Origin of the sequence: Pseudomonas sp. TYF_14 (genome assembly GCF_043105275.1) — a bacterium.
Classification (GTDB): domain Bacteria; phylum Pseudomonadota; class Gammaproteobacteria; order Pseudomonadales; family Pseudomonadaceae; genus Aquipseudomonas; species Aquipseudomonas alloputida.
On record NZ_JBICLK010000024.1, the window covers coordinates 37,946 to 53,642 of the forward strand.

Annotated in this window: 3 protein-coding genes; all 3 read right to left on the reverse strand. The window is 65.5% G+C overall.

Features of this window, described 5'->3' with window-relative positions; translation table 11 throughout:
• Positions 1–123: 123 nt before the first annotated feature.
• The 3 genes from ACF8O8_RS06745 to ACF8O8_RS06755 all read right to left on the reverse strand — a co-directional run bounded on the left by ACF8O8_RS06745 (position 124) and on the right by ACF8O8_RS06755 (position 15,675).
• Positions 124–8,010: an amino acid adenylation domain-containing protein gene (locus ACF8O8_RS06745; RefSeq protein WP_392509415.1), complete on the reverse strand. Its 7,887-nt coding sequence runs from the start codon at positions 8,008–8,010 to the stop codon at positions 124–126.
• Position 8,011: 1 nt separating this feature from the next.
• Entirely contained in the window at positions 8,012–14,536 is a 6,525-nt protein-coding gene (locus ACF8O8_RS06750) for an amino acid adenylation domain-containing protein (protein ID WP_392509416.1), read from the reverse strand.
• Positions 14,537–14,691: 155 nt separating this feature from the next.
• Positions 14,692–15,675: a TauD/TfdA family dioxygenase gene (locus ACF8O8_RS06755; protein ID WP_010954977.1), complete on the reverse strand. Its 984-nt coding sequence runs from the start codon at positions 15,673–15,675 to the stop codon at positions 14,692–14,694.
• Positions 15,676–15,697: the final 22 nt, after the last annotated feature.

Consider the following 15,697-nt stretch of genomic DNA (forward strand, 5'->3'; position numbering starts at 1 on the left):
GGAACGTGCCAGCCCGCGACAGGCTCATGATGCTGCCGAACAAATGAAAGAGCCGGACGGCTGCCGGCTCTGGGTGTACTGAAGTTGACGAGCCGGGCCCGGTCATACCGGGCCCGCAGAGCGCTACTGGGTCAACTCGTCGATCTCCTCTGCAGTAAGACGTTTCAAGGCGGCCAAGGATTTAGCCAACTCGTCCTGAATCGACGCGCCCTGCCCTTGCAACGCTTCGACGGCCTCGCTGAACGCTCCGAGGGTCGGGTGCTCGAACAACGATCGCAGGCTGACTTCGATGCCCAGTTCGCGGCCCACCCGCGCCACCACCTGCACCACCAGCAGCGAGTGCCCGCCCAGCTCGAAGAAGTCATCGCCCAGACTGATCCGCTCGACGCCCAGCACCTCGCTCCAGACCTGCGCCAATTGCTGCTGCAACGACGTTTCCGGTGCCTGGTAGCGCTGCTGAGCGGTGCTCGCGTCCGGTGCCGGCAATGCTTTGCGGTCGAGCTTGCCATTGGCAGTCAGCGGCAGGCTGTCGAGCCTCACCCACAGTGCCGGCACCATGTAGCCCGGAAGGCTGGCACGCAGATAGTCGGCCAGCACGCTGCGCATCTCGGCTGCGGCGACCGAGGCATCGCGGGCGACCCAGTAGGCCACCAACTGCTTGCCACCGGCCACCTGCGCATCCACTACCACGGCGCTGTGCACGCCTTCATGGGCCAGCAGGCGCGATTCGATTTCGCCCAGTTCTATGCGGTAGCCGCGGATCTTCACCTGGAAGTCGGCGCGTCCTACATACTCCAGGGTCTGCCCATCGGCGCACACGAGCGCCAGGTCGCCACTGCGGTACAGACGCTCACCCGGGCGGCTGGCGAACGGATCGGGGACAAAGCTCAATGCCGTGCGCACCGGATCCCCAAGGTAACCGCGCCCGACACCTACGCCGGCCACATGCAACTCGCCGGTGGCCCGGGCCGGCATCGGTTCGAGCAGGTCGTTGAGCACATGCAGGCGGTTGTGCTCGGTCGCGGTACCGATCGGCAGGTGCACGGAGCTTGCGTCATCACGCACCCGGTACAGCGCCACGTCGTCGGAACACTCCGCCGGGCCGTAGGCGTTGACCAGTTCGACCTGCGGGTAGCGCTCGCGCCAACGGCGGGCCAGTGCCGGTGACATGGCTTCGCCAGTGGTGAGCAGGTAACGCAGGCGTGGCAATTGCCGGGCTGGCAGTTCCAGCATGGCCTGGATCATCGCCGGTACGCATTCGAGGATGGTCACGCCCGTGGCCTCGACCTGTTGCAGCAGCGCCTGCGGATCCTGCGCCACGGCGTCGGGGAAGATTTCCACGCGGCAACCACACAGGGCCGCCGTCAGCAATTGCCAGACGCTGATATCAAAGCTCTGCGAGGCCGTCTGGGCGATCACATCGCTGCCCCGCAGGCCCAAGTACGGTAGCTTGCTCAGCTGGTTGTTGAGCATGCCGGCCTGTTCGACCATGACGCCTTTAGGCACACCGGTCGAACCGGAAGTGAAGATCACGTAGGCCAGCAGCTTGGCGGCATTGATGGGCAGGTGCAGCATCTGTGCCGGCGCGGCGTGTGCCTGCACCTGCTCCCAGACCAACAAGGTCGGCGGCGCTTGGAAGCCTTCGAGCATCGCTTGGGCCAAGCCCAGGCAATGCTCATCGCACACCAGCACCCGCGCCTGGCTCAAGCGCAGCACATCGGCCAGGCGCGCCACCGGCAAGGACGGATCCAGCGAGAGATAACCGGCACCCGCCTGGAACACCCCGACCACCATGCCCAGCAACGACAGGTCACGCTCACCGAGCACAGCGACCAGGTGGTCGACGCTCACACCATTGCCCTGCAGTACACCCGCCAGGCGTCGCGCCCGTTGATCCAGCTCGGCGTAGCTCCATTCACGGCCCTGGCAAGCGGCCGCAGGCAGTTGCCCGGCACGCTGCACAGTGGCGTCGAACAGCCGCGCATAGCCCTGCTCGTAGGCCTCGGGCAGCGCGGTCGGCACCTCCGGGGCACTGCCAGGAAGGGCGGCGGCCACAGCATGGAAGTCCGCGTCCAGCTGCTCGCTCAAGGCCAGCAACAAAGCCCGGAAGTCAGCCAGCAGCACGCTGATGGTCGCGCTGTCGAACAGGCGTTGGTCATACGACAGGTGCAGGCCCAGCACCTCACCCGGGTACACCACCACGGTGAGCGGGTAGTTGGTGTGCGTGCGCGAACTCCCAGCCTTGACCTTCATGGTCGAAGCCTGGGCGCCAACGCTGGACTCCACGGGCGCGTTCTCGAACACGAACAGGCTGTCGAACAGGGCCTGACCGCTACCGACCTCGCTGCACGCCTGGATATCCACCAAAGGCAAGTGCTCGTGCTCGCGCAGGTTGAGGTTGTGGTCAAGCAGTGACTTGAGCCACGCCTTGGCCGTGACGCCGGCTTCGGCGCCCGGCAACCGGACCCGCAGCGGGATGCTGTTGATGAACAGCCCGACGGTAGCCTGCATCTCGGGGAATTCCACCGGCCGACCGGCCACGGTCACCCCGAACACCACGTCACGGTCGCCGCTGTAGCGTTGCAGTAACAGTGCCCAGGCGCCTTGCACCAGGGTGTTGACCGTCAACTGTGCCGCCTGGGCGCGCTGCGCCACCTGCGCGCTTTGCTCGCGGGTCAGGTACACCAGCTCATCGGCCACTGCTGCATGGTTGTGCTCGGCGCTGGCGCTGCGGTCGAACGGCAGCGCGGTCGGCCGCTCGAAACCTTGCAGCTCATTGCGCCAGAAATCACGCGAAGCCTCACGGTCCCATCGCTGCAGCAAGGCGATGAAGTCGCGGTAGCGCGGCGGCGTCGGCAGTTGTACCGGCACACCGGTGGTCAGGCTCTGGTAGACCTTGAAGAACTCATCGACCACGCCCATCCGACACCAGGCATCGAGCAGCACATGGTGGTTGCTGAAGACGAAGCCGAACTGGTCGGCATCCAGCAGGATCAGGCGCAGGCGGAACGGCACTTCCTTGGCCATATCGAAGCCCTGGCGCAGCTCCGCTTCCAGTTCGGCCTGAAGGGCCTGTTCGTACTGATCTTCAGCCAGGTGACGCCAGTCCAGCAGGCGCAATGCCGGCTCGGTGCGGCGATGGACGATCTGCACCATGCGCTCACCCAGGTCCCAGCAAAACGAGGTGCGCAGCACGTCATGGCGCGCAATGACCGCTTTCCAGGCTTCGCTGAACGCGCCGACATCAATGGCGTGGTCGACGCGGTAGCAATACTGCATCAGATAGATGCCCGAACCCGGTTCGAGCAAGGTGTGCATCAGCAGCCCTTCCTGCATCGGCGACAACGGATAGATGTCTTCGATATCGCGCGCGGCCACCGGCAGGCGATCCAGTTGCTGCTGGCTCAGCCCGGCCAGTGGGAAGTCGCTTGGCGTAATGCCTTGCGCCTCAGGTTCCACGCAGTGCTCGATGACCTCGCGCAACGCCTGCTGATACCGGCTGGCGAGTTGCTCGATGGTCGCCTCGTGGAACATGTCGCGGCTGTAGGTCCAGTCCAGGCGCAGCTCACCGTCGTACACTTGGCCATTGACGCTCAACCAGTTACCCAACGGTGAATCCTCGTCCTGGCTACGGCCGGCACTCTCGTTGGCGGGCACGAACAGCGCACCGCCCTGCTCGCTGAAGCTGCCATCGAACTGGCCGAGGTAGTTGAAGGTCACCCGCGGCTGCGGCAACGCAGCCAGGCGCTGGGCGAACGCGGCTTCGCCCAGGTAACGCAGCACGCCGTAACCGATACCTTTGGCCGGGACCTCGGCCAACTGCTGCTTGATGTGTTTGATGCTGGCCGCCACGCTTGGCAGCGGTGTCAGTTGCACCGGGAACAGACTGGTGAACCAGCCAACGGTGCGGCTCAGGTCGAGGTCGTCGAACAGGTCCTCGCGGCCGTGGCCTTCGAGCAGGATACTCACCGACGGTTGGCCGCTCCAGTCACACAAGGCGCGGGCCAACGCCGTCAACAGCAGGTCGTTGACCTGGGTGCGATACGCCGCTGGCGCGACCTTGAGCAGCTTGTGGGTCAAGGCTTTGTCCAGGCGGGTGGTGGCATGCGCCGCCTGGCGCAGGTTGCATTCGCCTTGCGGGTTATCGCAAGGCAGCTCGCCCGCGGGCTGCTGCGCGGCCTGGAGCCAGTAATCACGTTCAGCCTGCAGGTTTTCGCTGCGCGCATAGTCATCAAGCTGTCGCGCCCATTGGCGCAGGGGTGCCGACCTGGACGGCAGGCTCACCGCCTGCCCTAGGCTAGCCTGCTGGTAGGCCGTCTGCAGGTCTTCGAACAGGATGCGCCAAGACACCCCATCCACCACCAGGTGATGCACCGCCAGCAACAGCCGTTGCTGACCATCGGCGAGTTCGAACAATGTCGCCCTGAACAGCTCGCCACGGGCCAGGTCGAGGCTGGCCTGCACCTCGTTGGCGGCGGTTTCGAGCGCTGCAAGGCTGTCCAGAGTGACTACCTGCAGGAGGGCCTGCACCGGTGTCGTACGCGGTGCAGCTTGCCATTTTCCGGCGTGCTCAGTGAATGCCAGGCGCAGCGCCTCATGTTCATCGACCAGCGCCAGCAGCGCCTTGTCCAACGCCTGCGCCTGCAATGTTTGCAGCGGCTTGAGCAGCACCGACTGGTTCCAGTGATGGCGTTGGGCGATGGCGGTGTCGAAGAAGCGCGCCTGGATCGGCAGCAACGGCAGCGGGCCGTCTGCCTCGGGCTGAACCACAGCGGCTTGCGGCTTGTCCTGGATGACCCTGGCCACCTGGGCCAAGGCCGCGACGGTCTGTTTTTCGAACAGTTGCTTGGGGGTCAGCTTGATGCCCTGGCGCTTGGCGCGGGCGATGATCTGCAAACTGAGGATAGAGTCGCCACCGAGCTCGAAGAAGTTATCGGTGCTACCGACCTGTTCCAGCTTGAGCACATCGGCCCAGATCGCCGCCAGCTTTTCCTCGACCTCACCTGCTGGGGCTACGTAAGCCTTGCCGGCCACTTCGGGCTTGGGCAAGGCACGCTTGTCGAGCTTGCCGTTCGCGGTCAGCGGCAGCTGTTCGAGCAACACCAGGTGGGCCGGCACCATGTAGTCCGGCAGTTGGGCCTGCAGTTGCGTCAGCAATGCGCTGGCCGCCACGTCGGGTGCGGTCACGCAATAGCCCACAAGCTGCAGACGTGCAGGGTCGCTCTCCAGTGCCAGCGGCAAGACCACGGCCTCGTGCACGCCCTCCAGCCCGCGCAGCACTTCACCGACTTCGCCCGGTTCGACGCGGTAACCACGGATCTTCACCTGATCATCGGCGCGGCCCAGGAATTCCACCTGGCCTTGCGCCAAGCGAGCCCGGTCGCCGGTACGGTAGACCCGCGTGCCATCGCCGTGTGGGTCCGGCACGAAGCGCTCGGCGGTCATGGCGGGCCGGCCGAGGTAGCCTTGAGCAACCCCCTGTCCGCCCAAGTACAGTTCGCCGGCAACCCGCTCGCCCACCGGGTTCAGGCCACTGTCGAGCAGGTACACATGACTGTTGGCCAACGGTTGCCCGACCGGCACGCAGCGCAGGTCCGGTTCGCTCGCGCCAACTTCATGGCTGAGAATGCCCACCGTGGTTTCGGTAGGGCCGTAGTGGTTGACCATGCGGCACAGCGGCTTGAGCTGGCGGACCTTTTCCACCAGCGACCACGGGCTCGCTTCACCGCCGACGATCAACAGCTTGCGCGGCAGCACGCTGGCTGCATCGCTGGCCTGGAGCAAGGCCTGCAGGTGGCTGGGGACAATCTTCAGTACGTCGACCTGATGCTCCGCCATGTAGCTGGCGAAGGCGTCCGGATCGAAGGCATGCTCACGCGACATCAGGTGCAGCAGACGGCCGGATGCCAGCGCGCCGAACAGCACGGTGTGCCCCAGGTCCGCCGCCACGGTCGAGACCATCGCCATGCTGGCGTCGGCTGGCAACTGCAGGCGCTGCAGGATGCCCTGCACGTAGTTGGCCAGCATGCCGTGGGCAACGACCACGCCCTTGGGCTGGCCGGTGGAGCCGGAAGTGTAGATGACATAGGCCGGTTGGGCGGCGCAGACCTCGATGGCCAGCGGCGTCGTCGGGCACTGTCGCCAGGCGGCAGCATCGAAAGGCAATACCGGGCACGCGGCGAAACCACCGAGGGCAAGCTTGGGGTCGTGCACCATCAGCACGGCCTGGCTGTCCGTCACCAGTTGAGCCAGGCGCTCGACCGGCTGGGCGCTGTCCAATGGCAGAAAGGCCGCCCCCACCTTGAGCACTGCCAGCAGGCCGGTCACCCATTCGATGGAGCGCTCTTGGCACAAGGCAACCACTGCGCCCGGCTTGACGCCCATTGCCAGCAGGTGGTGCGCCAACTGGTTCGAACGCTGATCGAGCTGGGCATAGCTCAACTGCTCCGCGCCCGCACGCAGCGCGGGGCGCTCGCCGGCATTGGCCAGCGCCCGGCGGAACAGGCTGAGAAAGTCCGTGCAAGGGAAGCTCGCGGGCTCACCGTGCAAAACCGCATCGGCATCACCGACACAGTCCAGCAGCCGGCTGGCAGGTGCCGCGACCATGTCCTGCAACAACGTGTGCAGGGCCGTCACCAGGCGCTCGACGGTGCTGGCCTTGAACAGGTCGGTTGCATAGGTGAAGTACGCCTGGATACCGTCGGCGCCATCGGTGAAGTCGAAGGCCAGGTCGAAACGCGCATCGGCGCCGCTCAACGGGTACTCCTCGACCTGCAGACCGCTGAGGGTCTTGCGCTGCTCGCCGCCGGCAGCTTCACCCGCGACGTTCTGGTTGAGCTTGAACTGGAACAGCGGGTTATGGCTGAGGTTGCGCTCTGGGGCCAGCGCATCGACCAGTTGCTCAAACGGCAGCTCCTGATGCGACTGGGCCTCGGCCACCACCTGGCGGACCTGGGCGAACAGCTCGCTGAAGGTGGCCTGTTCATCCACCTGCACGCGCATGACCTGGGTATTGATGAAGAAACCGATCAGCCCTTCGAGGTCCTTGCGGTTGCGCCCGGCATTGGGCACGCCGATGCGGATGTCGTGCTGGCCACTGTGGCGCGACAGCACCACGGCCAGGGCGCCGAGCAGCACCATGAACAAGGTCTGGCCATTGGCCTGGGCCAGGCTGCGCAACGCGCTGGACAGCGCGGGCGGCAGGTCGGCGCGCACCACCGCGCCCTGGTAGCTGGGCTGCGCAGGGCGTGGGTAGTCCAGCGGCAGGTCGAGCAACGGCTGTTCATCGCCCAGCTGGGTCTGCCAGTAACGCAATTGCCGCTCGCCCTCACCGGCTTCCAGCCAGGCACGTTGCCAGATGGCGTAGTCGGCGTACTGGATCGGCAGCGCTTCAGGGTTCGGCGCCTGCCCGGCCAGCAGTGCGTCATAGAACGACACGAACGTCTGCACCATCAGCTCGCTCGACCAGCCATCGCTGATGATGTGGTGCATGCACACCGTGAGCACGTGTTCGGTGGCACCCACACGCAGCAGCTTGACCCGCAGCAACGGGTCTGCGAACAGGTCGAAGGGGCGACGCAGTTCGTCGCGCACTGCGCCATCGAGGTCGTGCGCCTGGACCTCGACGCACTCCAGGACCACCGGCGACTGCTCCAGCACCTGCTGATAGCACTCCCCTTCGTCCATGACCAGCCGAGTTCGCAGGGTCTCGTGGCGTTGCACCAGCAGCTCCAGGGCTCGGGCCATGGCACCGACATCGATCTCGCCCCTGAGCGTCACCGCCATCGGTACGTTATAGAACGCACTGGTCGGTTCCAGTTGCCAGAGAAACATCAGCCGCTGCTGGGCATAGGACAGTGGGATACGCGCCACGTCATGACGGCTGGCGACAATTGGCAGCAGGCGGAAGCTCTGGCCGCCAGCGCTCATTTTTTCGACCACCTGGCGGCGCTGCTCCAGCGGCATTGCTACGAAACGTCTGGCGATGCGTTCTGCGGTTGTCTTGTCCATTTCAAGCCTCAGTCAATTCATTCATCAGTTGTTCGATACCGGCGAGGCCTTCTTCGGTCAGGGCCTGGCCCGCGCCTTCCAGCGCCTGGGCAAAGGCCCGCAGAACCGGTGTTTCGAAGATGAGACGGATCGGCATATCGATGCCCAGTTGGCTGTTGATACGTGAGAGGGCCTGGGCCGCCAGCAGCGAGTGACCACCCAGTTCAAAGAAGTTGTCGTCCAGCCCGACCTGCTCGATGCGCAGGACATCGGCCCAGATCGCTGCGACCTTGCATTCGGTATCGCTGTACGGCGGCACATAGCGCACCTGAAGCTGGGCCAGATCGGGTTGCGGCAGCGCCTTGCGGTCCAGCTTGCCGTTCGGGCTCAGGGGCAGCTCGGGCAACCACATGAGGTGGGCAGGCACCATGTAGTCCGGCAGGCTGCTGCGAAGGTCGGTGCGCAACTGCGCCAGAAGGTCCTGTTGCGTTTGCACGCTGGCCTGGGCGACGTCTGCCACCGCAGGCACCAGGTAGCCGACCAGTTGCCTGCCCAGCGGCCCATCGACGTCGATGACCAGGGCATCACGTACGCTGGCGTGCTCCAACAGGCGCGCGCCGACTTCTCCCAGCTCGATACGGAAACCGCGAATCTTCACCTGATGGTCGATGCGCCCGGCATATTCGATCTGCCCATCGTCGAGGTAGCGCGCCAGGTCGCCGGAGCGATACAGGCGGCTGCCGGGGGCGCCGAACGGGTCGGGGATGAAGCGCTCGGCGGTCAGGCCAGGTCGCCGGTGGTAGCCCCTGGCGAGCAGTTCGCCGCCGATCATCAGTTCGCCGACCGCGCCATTGAGCACAGCACCGCCGCTGTTATCCAGCAGGTGGATGCTGCGCCCGGCCAGCACCCGGCCGATCGGCATCACCGGTGGCAGCGCCTGCGCCGTGGCGCCTAGGTAAGGCGCGCAGTCGTGGGCGGTAACCGTGACGGTCGCCTCAGTCGGGCCGTAGGTATTGAGCAGCGTTACATGGCCAAGGCCCGCCGCCTGCCAGGCGAGCAAGCCCTCCGGCGGCATGGCTTCGCCGCCGGCGTGAAACTGGTGCAGGCGGCCGTAGTCGCGAGGGCCGTGCTCGGCAAAGTCCTTGGCCAGCATGAACCAGTAGGCGGTGGTCACATCTACCACGCTGATGTCATTGCTGATCAGTTCGCGGTAGAACCGCTCGCTGCCCCACAACTCCGGCCCGCGGACCACCACCGAAGCGCCGCAGATCAGCGCCGGGTACAGCTGCTCGACGAAGCCGTCGAAGTTGAAGGTGGCGAACTGCAGGATGCGATCGCTGGGCTTGAGGTTGAAGAAGCCCAGCGACACCTGGGCATGCTGGCTCAGTGCGCCCTGGGTGATCGCCACACCCTTGGGCCGCCCGGTGGAGCCCGAGGTGTACATGACGTAGGCCAGCGTGGCAGGGTCGATGGCGACCTGCGGGTTGGAAGCGTCACCGTCTTCGAGCAGCGCGTCGAGGCACACCTGCGTGACGCAGGCAGGCACCGCCAGCTGCTCACTCAGGCTGGCCTGGGTCAGCAGCAAGGCCAGGCCGCTGTCCTCGATCATGTAGGCCAGGCGTTCGGCCGGGTAGTCAGGGTCCAGCGGCACATAGGCAGCGCCCACCTTGAGGATCGCCAGCAAGCCCGCGACCATCCCCAGGCCACGCTCCAGGGCCACACCGATCAGCACCTCAGGCCCGGCGCCGAGCGCTTGCAGGCGATGGGCCAGGCGGTTGGCGCGCCGGTTGAGTTCGGCATAGCTCCAGGCCTGGCCTTCATGGATGACAGCCACGGCATCCGGTGCGCGCAGCACTTGCGCTTCGAACTGGCGGGCCACGGCGGTATCGCTCAATTGCCCTGCAGGCCCCTGGCACCAGTCTCTCTCGACCAGACGGCGCTCGTCGGCCGTGGCCAGGGCCAGGCGATCGACGCAGGCGTGCGGCTGGGCACACAGCGCTTGCAGCAGGTTCAGCCAGTGCGTGGCCATACGCCCGATGCGTGAGGGGTCGAACAGGTCGACGGCATAGGTGAAGGTCGCCAACACGCCGTCGGAGCGCTCCACGGTGTCGAGCGAGAGATCGAACTGCGCGGTGCCTTCGTCAAGGTCCACCTCCTCTACCTGCAGGCCATTCAAGCTTTGCCCGGTCACCTGCTCACCCAGATCGCGCAAGTGGTTGTACATCACCTGGAACAACGGGTTGTAACCCATGCCGCGCTCTGGCTGCAGCGCCTCGACCAGAGCGTCGAATGGCAGGTCCTTGTTGGCCTGGGCCTGCAGGCTGATTTCTTTGGTATGGGCCAGCAACTGCTCGAAACTGACGCTGTAGTCCACACTCAGCCGCAGCACCACGGTGTTGACGAAGAACCCGATCAACCCTTCGAGCTCCAGGCGATTGCGGTTGGTCATGGGCACGCCGATGTTGATCTTCTCGTTGCCGCTGTAGCGCGCCAGCAGCAGGCCGAACGAGGCTAGGAAGACGTGGAACAGCGTGGCGTTGCAGCGCACTGCCAGGCGCCGCAGGTCCGCCGTCAACTGCGCGGGCAGGCGCACGTCCAGACGTCCGCCCCGATAGCTTTGCAGCTCGGGCCGTGGGCGGTCGGCAGGTAACTGCAGCACTGCAAAATCATCTTCCAGGTGCGCCTGCCAGTAGCCGAGCTGGGCTTGCATCTGGCCTTCGCTCAGGCGCTCGCGTTGCCAGCTGGCATAGTCGGCGTATTGCACCGGCAAAGGCGCGAAATCAGGCTGCGCTGCCCCTGCGGCATGGTGGTTGTAGACGGCAATGCACTCGCGCACCATCACGCCCATCGACCAGCCGTCAGAGACGATGTGGTGCAGGGTCACGAGCAGTAGGTGCTCCTGCTCGCCACGCTGATACAGCTTCATGCGAATCAGCGGCCCGTTGGCAAGGTCGAATGGCTGCTGGATGTCAGCCTGCAACTGCTGCAACAGTTGCGCGGGGTCAAAGGCTTGCGCCTGCTGCTGCTCAAGGGTGACCGCGAGATTGGCGTGGACGCGCAAGCCAGGCACACCTTGCTGCTCTTCGAAACAGGTACGCAATGATTCATGCCGTGACACCAGCGCCGAAAACGCTTGGGCCAGCGCTTCACGGTCCAGGGCACCGGTGATGCGCACGGCCATCGGCGTGTGGTAGGCCGAGCTGTGCGGATGGATTTTCCAGAACAGCCACTGGCGGTACTGGGCATGGGACACCGGCAACCAAGCCTGGCGGTCGAGCACCTGGATCGGTGCATCGGCCACCTCGCCCAGTTGGCTGACCCTGTGGCTGAAGCTGCGCAGGTCAGCCGTATCGAACAGCAGGCGCAACGGGATATCCAGGCCCAGTTGTCGGCGTGCGCGCGAGACGATCTGGGTGGCCATGAGCGAGTGCCCACCCAGGGCAAAGAAGTTGTCGTCCAAGCCGACCTGCGGACAGCCCAGCACTTCCTGCCAAAGGTTGGCCAGGTCGATCTGCAGTGGCGTCTGAGCCGGTGTGTGGCTGGCCACCGGGTGTTGTTGGTCCGGCAGCGGCAATCTGGCCAGGTCAACCTTGCCGTTGGCAGTCAATGGCAGGCTGTCGAGGAACAACACGCGGGCTGGCACCATGTGCGCCTGCACGTGCAACTTCAGCGCTTGCTGCACGGCCTCCTGTGCCGCCTCGGCATCACGCTCGCGGGCCAGCAGCCGCGGCGCCACCAGGTAGGCCAGCAGCTGCAAACTGCCATCCTGGCCGGTGGCACGCACCACCGCCTTGTCCACATCCGGCAGGCCTTGCAGGCACGCCTCGATCTCCCCCGGCTCGACGCGGTAGCCGCGTATCTTCAGCTGGTGATCGACGCGCCCCAGGTACAACAGGCGGCCTTGGCGATCACGCTGCACCACATCGCCGGTGCGGTACAGACGCGCCCCAGGCTCGCCGTGGGCATCAGGCACGAAACGCTCAGCGGTCAACCCAGGGCGTGCGAGGTAACCACGGGCCAGGCCGGCCCCGGCGATGCACAGCTCGCCTTTGGCCATACCGGGCACCGCCTGCAGCGTGGCGTCGAGCACCTGCACTCGGCTGTTGCGCAACGGGCTGCCCAGATGCGTTACCTCGCCAGCCGCCAGTTCGGCGGTGAGCACGCCTACCGTGGTTTCGGTCGGCCCGTAATGGTTCAAGACCTTCAGGCCCGGGCGCAAGGTGCCGATACGCGCCAGCAGTGCCGGCGGGCAGGCCTCGCCGCCAAGCACCAGGCAACGCTGCGGCAGCACGCTGGCATCGGCGCAGGCATCGAGCAGCGCACCCAGGTGCGAAGGCACGATTTTCAGCGCATCGACGTGGTTTGCCGACAGGTAGGCGGCGAAACCGTCGGCATCGAGCACCGCCTCGCGCTGCAGCAGATGTACCGTCTTGCCGGCCCAGAGCGCGCCAAACAGCATGGTATGCCCAAGGTCGGCGGCAGGCGTGGAGACCATGGCGAAGTGTTCCAGATCGCCAAGGGCAATCCGCTCGGACAAGCCTTCAAGGTAATTGGCCAGCGCCCCATGAGACACCGCGACCCCCTTGGGCATACCGGTGGTGCCCGAGGTGTAGATCACATAAGCCAGGTTGCCGGAGTGAACCGCCACGGGCACCCCTGCCTCGCCACCTGCCGCGTTCAGCGCCAGGCACTGTACGCCCCCGATGGCCGGGCCAGGCTCGTCCTCGGCCCTGAGCAAGACCTTGATCTGTGCGTCACGCAGCATGAATGCCATTCGCTGCTGCGGCTGACCCGGCTCCAGCGGTACATACGCCCCCCCGGCCTTGAGAATCGCCAGCAGGCCAACCAACAGGTTCACCGAGCGCTCGGCGATCAGGCCCACCGGCTGATCGGCGACCACACCGTGCGCTTGCAGCTGGGCACACAGCTGATCGGCGCGCGCGTCGAGCTCGCCGTAACTGAGCGAGCCATCGGCACTGACAACGGCGATGCGCTGCGGCTGCGCCTTGGCAAAGGCCGTCACGCGCTGGTGCAGCAACGGGCCGGCATAAGGCAGCACCTGCGGTGCGGCAACAGGTGCGCCCGCCAGCGGCCAGTCACCCAGCGCAGCGACGTCATCGCGGCTGAGGGCGGCCAGCAGGCTCAGCCAATCACGCCCCATGGCCTCGACGGTGTCGCGCTCGAACAGGTCAAGGGCAAAGGTGAAGGCGGCGCGAAGCTGCCCGGCAACCTCCACGGTGTCCAGGGTAAGGTCGAAGCGTGCAGTGCTCTTGCGCAGCTCGAGTTTTTCCAGCTCAAGGCCCGAGGCGGTGCGCACAGTGGCGACGTCGGTGACCATCGACTGATGGTTGAAAAGCACCTGGAACAGCGGGCTCACGCCCCCGGTGCGCTCCAGGCCCAGCGCTTCCACCAGCTGGTCGAACGGCACGTCCTGGTGCGATTGCGCCTGCGCCGCACAGGCTTTGACCTGGCTCAGCAGGTGCGCACCACCCTGAGTCGGATCGATGTCGGTCTGCAGCACCTGGGTATTGATGAAGCAACCGATCAGCCCCTCCACTTCACTGCGGTTGCGGTTGGCGATCGGCACACCGACGCGTACCCGCGACTGGCCGCTGTAGCGGTACAACAAGGTCTTGAAAGCGGCCAGCAGCACCACGAACAGCGTGACGTTGTGCCGCCTGGCCAGGGCCTGCAGGCGCTGGGCCAACGCTGCATCGATTTGCAGCTCCAGGCGTTCGCCACGGTAGCTGGGCAGCGCCGGACGCAGGTGATCGCTCGGCAATTGCAACACGGGGTGGTCGTTGCCCAGATGATCCAACCAGTACTCCAGCTGGCGCGCCTGCTCGCCGGCTTCCAGCCAGCTGCGCTGCCACAGGGCGAAATCGCGATACTGGATGGCCAGCGGCGCAAGTGCTGACGCCTGGCCGGCCACGGCGGCATCGTAAAGCCGAACCAGTTCGTCGATCAGGATACCCAGCGACCAGCCGTCGGCGATGATATGGTGCAGAGTGATCAGCAACAGGTGCTCGGTGGCCGAGGTGCGCAGCAAGCGCACCCGCATCAGCGGCCCGGCGGCCAAGTCGAAGGGTGCCGCCGACTCTGCAGCACATGCGGCCTCGACCTGCTGCGCCTGGGCCTCGCCCTGCAGGTGGGAAAGGTCCAACATCTCGCCCCTGATCGACGCCTGCGCCTGCACGCGTTGGCGTGGCTGGTCGTCAACCTCGGGAAACAGCGTGCGCAGCGATTCATGTCGCGCCACCAGGGTGTCCAGCGCCTGCTGCAAGGCCTCAGGCGCTATCGGCCCCTTGAGCTTGACTGCCATGGGCAGGTTGTAGGCAGCACTCTTGGCATCGAGCCGCCAGGCGAACCACATGCGCTGCTGGGCATATGACAGCGCGTCACGGGCAGCAACCTCGACCCCAGGCGCGATCGGCAACAGCGCGAAATCGACGCCCTCCCCGCGCATGGCATCCAGAAACAACCGTCGCTTGGCAGCGGGCAGCTCGATGAAGCGTCGAGCCAGTTTGAGTGAGTCTTGGGCGTTCATGCTCGGGGTCCTTACTGATCTGCAGCTCGGCCGTGCGGCCAAAGCGTTTCCAGTAGAACGAGCGGAGGGAGGGCGAATTTAACGCGGCAGCGCCATGCCCGGACGCTGCGCTGGCGAGCGCCTGCGGCAAGCCGCAAGCACTCGCCACAGTGGCCTCAAAGCGCCGCTTCGCGGTGCCCCTGAGCCATGGCCACGACCACTTTGCGTGGCCCGGTGAACGGTGCCCGGGCGTGCGCCGCGAGCATGTTGTCGAGCATCAGCACGTCGTTTTCCTGCCAGGGGAAACTGATCGCGCAATCGTCCAGCACAGCGCGAATGCGTTCGAGCACTTCGTTCTCGATCGGTGTGCCGTCGCCGTAGTAGACGTTGCGCGGCAAGTCTTCCTCGTCGACGATTTCCAGCAGGCTTTCGCGCACCTCGGCCGGTAGGTTGGAGACATGGAACAGGTGGGCCTGATTGAACCATACCTGATCCCCCGTCCAGGGGTGCGTGGCCACGGCCTGGCAGACCTGGCGCGTGCGCAGCTCACCGTCGTCCTTCCATTCCCAGTCGATGTGGTGCGCGCGGCAATAGGCCTCCACTACGCTGCGGTCCTCGGTGTTGAACACCTGCTCCCAACTCACATCAAGGCCATTGCCGTAGTTGCGCACATACATCAGGCGCTTGCTGGCAAAGCGCTCGCGTATGTCGGCCGGCATGCGCCGGAACACTTCACGGCTGTCGGCAATTGGCGTTTCACCGCCAGTCTGAGCGGCGATCACACTGTAGAACCAAATCCGCATCGGCCAGTCGAGGCTGTAGGCCTGCTCGTTGTGCAGCGGGATGCTCTGGTGCGCGGGGTACTCCGTGGAGGTGTAGACCCCTTGGGTAACATTGCTGCGCGGCGTCGAGCCGAACTCGTAGTTGAGCAGCGGGTGGCCGAAGGCCTGGGCGAATTCGCGAAAGGCCGTGACTCCGCCCACGTCGAAACCACGCAGCAGTACCCCGCCGCACTGGTCGAGGTGGCCATCGACGATAGCCTTGAGTTCGTCAAAGACGTCCAGCAAGCCAAGCCCCGGTTCGGGCGCTTCGATCAGCAGCGGTAAAGCGCCCCGTTCGGGCATCAATGGCCGCGCCTTGATCCCGGCAAGTACACTCATGTTTCGCTCTCCTTGTCGCCAG